Here is a 5,614-nt window from a genome sequence, read left to right on the forward strand (position 1 = left end):
TATGCACTGATCGATCTCTGGGAGACACACGGCGGCAGCAAGGCCGCGATGCTGAGGGCCGAGCAGGCCTCGTTCGCCAAGCTGATGGTGACGCCGACCGCGCAGAACCTGATCCGCGTCTTCTTCCTGCGCGAGCAGATGAAGAAGGCCGCAGGCGGCGGCAATACGATCAAGCATGTCCACGTCATCGGCGCCGGCGCCATGGGCGGCGACATCGCGGCGTGGTGTGCGGGGCAAGGCTTGCGCGTCTCGCTCGCCGACATGAAGGCCGAGCCGATCGCGGGTGCGGTGAAGCGCGCCGCCGAGCTCTACGGCAAGATCATCCGCAAGCCGACCGAGGTGCGCGATGCGCTCGATCGCCTCATCCCTGACATGGACGGGGAGGGCGTGCGCAACGCCGATCTCATCATCGAGGCGGTGCCGGAGAAGCTGGAGCTGAAGCAGAAGGTCTATGCCGGGCTCGAGCCGCGGATGAAGCCGGGCGCGATCCTTGCCACCAACACGTCGAGCATTCCGCTCCAGGATTTGCGCACGACGCTCGCGCGCCCGGAGCGGCTGGTCGGCCTGCACTTCTTCAATCCGGTGTCGCGGCTGCAACTGGTCGAGGTCGTCAGCCATGACGGCAATGACCCTGAGGTGCTGAAGGACGCGCTCGCCTTTGTCGGCGCGATCGACCGCCTGCCGTTGCCTGTGAAGAGCTCGCCCGGCTTCCTCGTCAACCGCGCGCTGACGCCGTACATGCTGGAAGCGATGGTGATGCTGGACGAGAAGATCGACCAGCGCCTGATCGATGCCGCGGCCGAGCAGTTCGGCATGCCGATGGGGCCGATCGAGCTGGCCGACCAGGTCGGGCTCGACATCTGTCTCGACGTCGGCGACATGCTGCGCACCAAGTTCGGCGATCTCTTGCCGCCGACGCCGGCCTGGCTGCGCGAGAAGGTCGCCAAGGGCGAGCTCGGCCGCAAGACCGGCATGGGCTTTTACACCTGGAAGGACGGCAAGGCGGAGAAGGCGCCGCTCGCGGAAACCGGTCCGCGCGTCACCGACCAGATGATCGATCGCCTTGTGCTTCCGATGTCCAACGTCTGCGTCGCGGCGCTTCGCGAGGGCATCGTCGACGATGCCGACGCGGTCGACGGCGCCATGATCTTCGGCACCGGTTATGCACCGTTCCGCGGCGGCCCGCTGAACTATGCGCGTACGCGCGGCGTGGAAAATGTCGTGTCCACGCTCCGCGCTCTGGCCGAGCGATTCAGCGATCGCTTCGCGCCTGATTCAGGCTGGGACAGTTTCAAGTGAGAGAGACATGAGCGAACAGCCCAAGAGCGCGCCGAACGGGGATCTCTGCATCCGCACGCTGGCGATGCCTGCCGACACCAACGCCAACGGCGACATCTTTGGCGGCTGGCTGCTCAGCCAGATGGACGTCGGTGGCGGCGTGTTCGCTTCGAAGGTCGCGAAGTCGCGTACCGTGACCGTCGCGATCGAGGCGATGAACTTTCGCAAGGCGGTCTATGTCGGCGATCTCGTCTCTGTTTACGCCAATCTCGTGCGCGTCGGCCGCACCTCGCTCACCGTGCATCTGGAAGCCTGGGCGCTTCGCCGCGGCGAGGAGCATCCGTTCCTTGTCACCGACGGCAACTTCACCTACGTCTCGATAGACGAGCATGGCCGCCCGCAGGTAGTCCGCGCGGCCGCTACGACGATCGCGACGTAATCGCGCGCGACGCTCAGCCTCATCTCACAACGACGTGGCAAGCGACGCCAAACGCGGCGCGCGTGAGTCAACGCGTCGCGGCTTTGCCAAGAACGGGTCATAAAACGGATGAGGTCCCGGCGTACTCAATTGCGTGTCGATTCGGGGTGGAAACGGCCTCAAATGCCTGGGGAACCTTTGGGCATGAGCACCGTTATTTGCCCGCACTGAGGAATCCACGGACCATGCCGGACAGCTACATCATCGAAGTCAATTCGCAGACCGCAGGTATCGTCGTTCGTTCTCAGGGAGGCTACTGCTTCTTCGCCTCATCCCACCGCTTCAACCGCCTCGAAGGTCAGCTCTTCCGCAACGCCCGCGAAGCCGAGCGCGCTGCGCGCAAGCTGATCAACGGCGATGTGAAAGAGGCGGCGTAAGCGCCGCATTCGTCGTTCCGGGACGCGCGGAGCGCGAGGTCGGAATTTTTTGCCGAGCAGACTATGGCGGCGAGCCACCCTCTCCCACAACAAGGGGAGAGGGTTAACACGCCATCACAATTTCGTTGCGGCACGCGAGAGCAGCTTCCACTCGTCGCCCTGCTTTTGCCAATTCATCAGGATGTGAAGGTTGGTGGACACTTTTTTCCCATCGGCCGCCGTTTCCTGTTCGCCGAGCCAGTGGAAGCGAACGATCGCAGCGGGACCGACGACCTTGATGGTCGGATCCTTGTATTCGATCGAGAGGAATTTCGACTTGCCGTCGGTGGCGTTGGCGATGAAGGCCGCCTTGTCCTCGACCTTGCCGCTGGAATGGCTGTAGCTCAGGTCGTCCCAGCACAGCGCGCCGAGCGCCTTCGGATCGGCCGCGATCTGGGCGAGACGGAAGGCCTCGACCTTCTTCGCCACCGCCTCTTCGTCTGCCGAGGCGGCGAGGGCCGGTGCTGCGAGAGCGAGCGCGGAGACGGCAAGAGTCGAGAGAGCCAGGTCGCGTCGGTTGATCATCGTTTCCTCCTTTTTGATCTTGCGACGAGTGTTGCAGTCGCGCGCGAGTTTGTCGAGTGTCGCATTGTGGTCATGTGCATGCGCCATTGCGTGTCAGAAGCCGTATTGATACGCCTTCCGCATTGATACGCCGCGGATTTGGGAAAGTAGGGAAATGATCGAAGCAATCGGCCGGGCATTGTTGTTCGACATCGATGGCACGCTCGCCAACACCGACCCGCTGCACCTCAAGGCCTTCAACCAGGTGCTGGGGCCACGGGGCCATGTGTTCGATCACGCGCGCTTCTCCAGGGAGCTGCAAGGCTTCGCCAATGCGTCGATCGGCGAGCGCTTTCTGCCGGGCGAGACGGTCGAGCGGCGCGCCGCGATCCTCAGCGAGAAGGAAGAGATCTTCCGCACGCTCGTCACCGGGCAGATCGAGCCGCTGCCGGGGCTGATGTCTGTGCTTGACCGCGCGGATGCGGCCGGCGTTCCCATGGTCGCCGTCACCAACGCGCCGCGCCTCAACGCCGAGCTGCTGCTCGGGGGCCTCGGCATCACCGAGCGGTTCAAGGCCATCGTGATCGGCGACGAACTGGCTCACGGCAAGCCGCATCCGCTGCCTTATCAGGAGGGGCTGCGCTTCGTCGGCGCCAGCGCTGCGGCCTCGGTTGCGTTCGAGGATTCACGCTCGGGCGTCCAGTCGGCTGTCGCAGCCGGCATTCCGACGATCGGAATCCGGACGAGCCTCAGCCATGCCGATCTCGTCGGCGCCGGCGCAGTTGCCTCGGCCAGCGCCTTTGACGATCCCGACCTGCTCACACGCCTTGCCGACGCCATGGCATGGTGAGCGGTCGCATCCGTCAACCGTGATCGTCTCCCGCATTGACCGATCGCGCGAACCGCCGCACCATGCATCGTCCTGATTTGAGGTTTCGCCGTGACCGGACTGACCCATCGCCAAGCCGAAATCCTCAACATCGCGCGCGCCTCCGGCCGCGTCATGGTGGAGGAGCTCGCGCGCCGCTTCGAGGTCTCGGCGCAGACAATCCGGAAAGATCTCAACGATCTCTGCGAGCGGAGATCGCTGACCCGCATTCATGGCGGCGCCATCATCGCCTCGGGCGTCGAGAACCTCGCCTATGAGGCGCGCCGCTTCGTCGCCGCCGACGAGAAGAAGGCGATTGGCGCTGCGGCAGCCTCGCTGATCCCGAACGGCTGCTCGCTGTTCATCAACATCGGCACGACGACCGAGGAGGTGGCGAGCGCGCTGACCTCGCACGAGGATCTGCTCGTCATCACCAACAATCTCAACGTCGCCATGCTGCTCTATCGCCATCCCCGCATCGAGGTGGTGGTCGCCGGCGGCACGGTGCGGCGCGCAGACGGCGCGGTGGTCGGCTCGACCGCGACGCAGCTGATCGGCCAGTTCAAGGTCGACTATGCCATCATCGGCGCGTCCGCGATCGACGAGGAGGGCGCCTTGCTCGACTTCGACTATCGCGAGGTGCAGGTGGCGCAGGCCATCATCGCCAATGCCCGCAGCGTCATGCTGGTTGCCGATTCCACCAAGCTTCGCCGCAGCGCGCCGGTGCGCATCGCCCACATCACCCAGATCCAGACCTTCGTCACCGACCAGGAACTGCCCGAGCGCCTCGCCACCATCTGCCACAGCAAGGGCATCGAAGTGGTGGAAGCGCTGCCGAAGGGTGCCGACATCGACGATGCGCCGACAGATAGTCAGGATGCGGCACCGGAAGCTTCACCGGTGGTGCGGCTGAGATAAGGTCTTAAACATCGTCCCACGGATTGAGCAGCGCAACGCCGAACGCAGCAAAATCCTTCACATTGCGCGTGACCAGTGTGAGGCTGTTCGTGAGCGCGGTCGCCGCAAAGAAGCCGTCCATGACAGATAAGGCGATGCCGCTTCTGCGGCTCTGCGCCATCAGGTCGCCCCAGCACGCGGCCACCGCGTGATCGATCGGCAGAACGCGATCCGCAAACCGCGCCGGTAGATCATGGGCAAGCCAGTGCGCCAGTGCCGTCCGTCGGTGACCATCTTCCAGCAGTGCGATCCCGCGGCGAAGCTCGGCGATCGAGGCAACGCTTATGAACGCGCGATCCTCGTCAATCGTGTCGAGCCACGCCAGAACGTTCGGCGAGGGTGAGGGCCGCCGAACTTCCGACAGCACGTGGGTGTCGAGCAGCAGGTTCACGGCATCTCATCGCGTGCCGTGTCTTGCACGCGTTCAAGCTCGAGGTCGGCGCCGCGCAGCGGCGAGGCCAGCAGGAATTCGGCCAACGAACCCATGCGAGCGGTCTTGCGCGTCCATTCTTCGGCCGAGACGACAACCGCATTGGGTTTGCCGTGTCGCGTGATGACCTGCGGACCGGCTTGAGCGCGATCGATCAGCTCGGACAGCCGCGCCTTGGCGTTGGCAAGCGTCCAAGTGTCCTCAGACGGAAGCGTGGCGGGTTCACTATTGCGTGCCATGTTCAGAGACCAGTATGACCATAATGACTATATTTCCGCTGGGTCGGCCTTTCAAGGGGAGGCCTTTGGCCTCGATTGCTGGTCAAGCCCGCTCATTCTGGCTTCAACTCGCCGACAAAATTAATCTCCTTTCGCTTCCCTTCGCTTCTCTTTCGTCTTGCTTTCGTTTTTCGGTGTGATCTAATCAAAAGCGAAAGTAGCCGCCCGAGGGAACGGGCGGCCGTCGGGGGATGCGTCTGTTGGAGCGTATTTACGACCTCGCCATCATCGGAGGCGGTGTTAACGGCTGCGGCATCGCGCGCGACGCGGTGGGCCGCGGCAACACGGTTTTCCTGTGCGAGATGAACGATCTGGCGAGCGGGACGTCGTCCTGGTCGACCAAGCTGGTGCATGGCGGCCTGCGCTATCTCGAATATTACGAGTTCCGCCTGGTTCGCGAGGCGC

At 63.9% G+C, this 5,614-nt stretch carries 9 protein-coding genes; 6 read left to right on the forward strand and 3 right to left on the reverse strand.

Features of this window, described 5'->3' with window-relative positions; genetic code table 11:
• The 3 genes from SE91_RS06215 to SE91_RS06225 all read left to right on the forward strand — a co-directional run.
• Positions 1 to 1,299: 3-hydroxyacyl-CoA dehydrogenase family protein (locus tag SE91_RS06215; protein WP_197489430.1), on the forward strand; the 1,299-nt coding region annotated here is incomplete at its 5' end.
• 7 nt (positions 1,300 to 1,306) lie between these two features.
• Positions 1,307 to 1,717, forward strand: coding sequence for an acyl-CoA thioesterase (locus SE91_RS06220; protein WP_061846962.1), 411 nt, complete (start codon positions 1,307 to 1,309; stop codon positions 1,715 to 1,717).
• A 224-nt stretch (positions 1,718 to 1,941) separates the two neighbouring features.
• Entirely contained in the window at positions 1,942 to 2,133 is a 192-nt protein-coding gene (locus SE91_RS06225) for a hypothetical protein (RefSeq protein WP_008568616.1), read from the forward strand.
• Between the two features lie 114 nt (positions 2,134 to 2,247).
• Here the strand turns inward: SE91_RS06225 and SE91_RS06230 are convergent, their stop codons facing one another.
• Positions 2,248 to 2,697, reverse strand: a complete 450-nt coding sequence (locus SE91_RS06230; protein ID WP_061851005.1) for a nuclear transport factor 2 family protein — start codon at positions 2,695 to 2,697, stop codon at positions 2,248 to 2,250.
• A gap of 154 nt (positions 2,698 to 2,851) precedes the next feature.
• Between SE91_RS06230 and SE91_RS06235 the strand changes: the two genes are divergently transcribed.
• Positions 2,852 to 3,526 (forward strand): HAD family hydrolase, encoded by a 675-nt coding sequence (locus tag SE91_RS06235; protein ID WP_061846963.1) that lies wholly within the window; start codon positions 2,852 to 2,854, stop codon positions 3,524 to 3,526.
• Between the two features lie 90 nt (positions 3,527 to 3,616).
• A complete protein-coding gene (locus SE91_RS06240) occupies positions 3,617 to 4,462 on the forward strand; it encodes a DeoR/GlpR family DNA-binding transcription regulator (protein ID WP_060736780.1) in 846 nt (281 codons plus the stop codon).
• Positions 4,463 to 4,466: 4 nt separating this feature from the next.
• Here SE91_RS06240 and SE91_RS06245 read toward each other — a convergent pair whose 3' ends face one another.
• Both SE91_RS06245 and SE91_RS06250 read right to left on the reverse strand, forming a co-directional pair.
• Positions 4,467 to 4,892 (reverse strand): type II toxin-antitoxin system VapC family toxin, encoded by a 426-nt coding sequence (locus tag SE91_RS06245; RefSeq protein WP_061846964.1) that lies wholly within the window; start codon positions 4,890 to 4,892, stop codon positions 4,467 to 4,469.
• Complete coding sequence (locus SE91_RS06250; protein WP_061846965.1) at positions 4,889 to 5,170, reverse strand: type II toxin-antitoxin system Phd/YefM family antitoxin; 282 nt, start codon at positions 5,168 to 5,170, stop codon at positions 4,889 to 4,891. The genes SE91_RS06245 and SE91_RS06250 overlap by 4 nt, the downstream gene beginning before the upstream one ends.
• Before the next feature lie 230 nt (positions 5,171 to 5,400).
• On the opposite strand from SE91_RS06250, the gene SE91_RS37495 reads away from it, so the two are divergent.
• On the forward strand, positions 5,401 to 5,614 hold a 214-nt coding region (locus SE91_RS37495; RefSeq protein ID WP_245318370.1), incomplete at its 3' end, for an FAD-dependent oxidoreductase.

The sequence above is a fragment of the Bradyrhizobium sp. DOA1 genome (genome assembly GCF_001593325.1).
GTDB lineage: Bacteria > Pseudomonadota > Alphaproteobacteria > Rhizobiales > Xanthobacteraceae > Bradyrhizobium.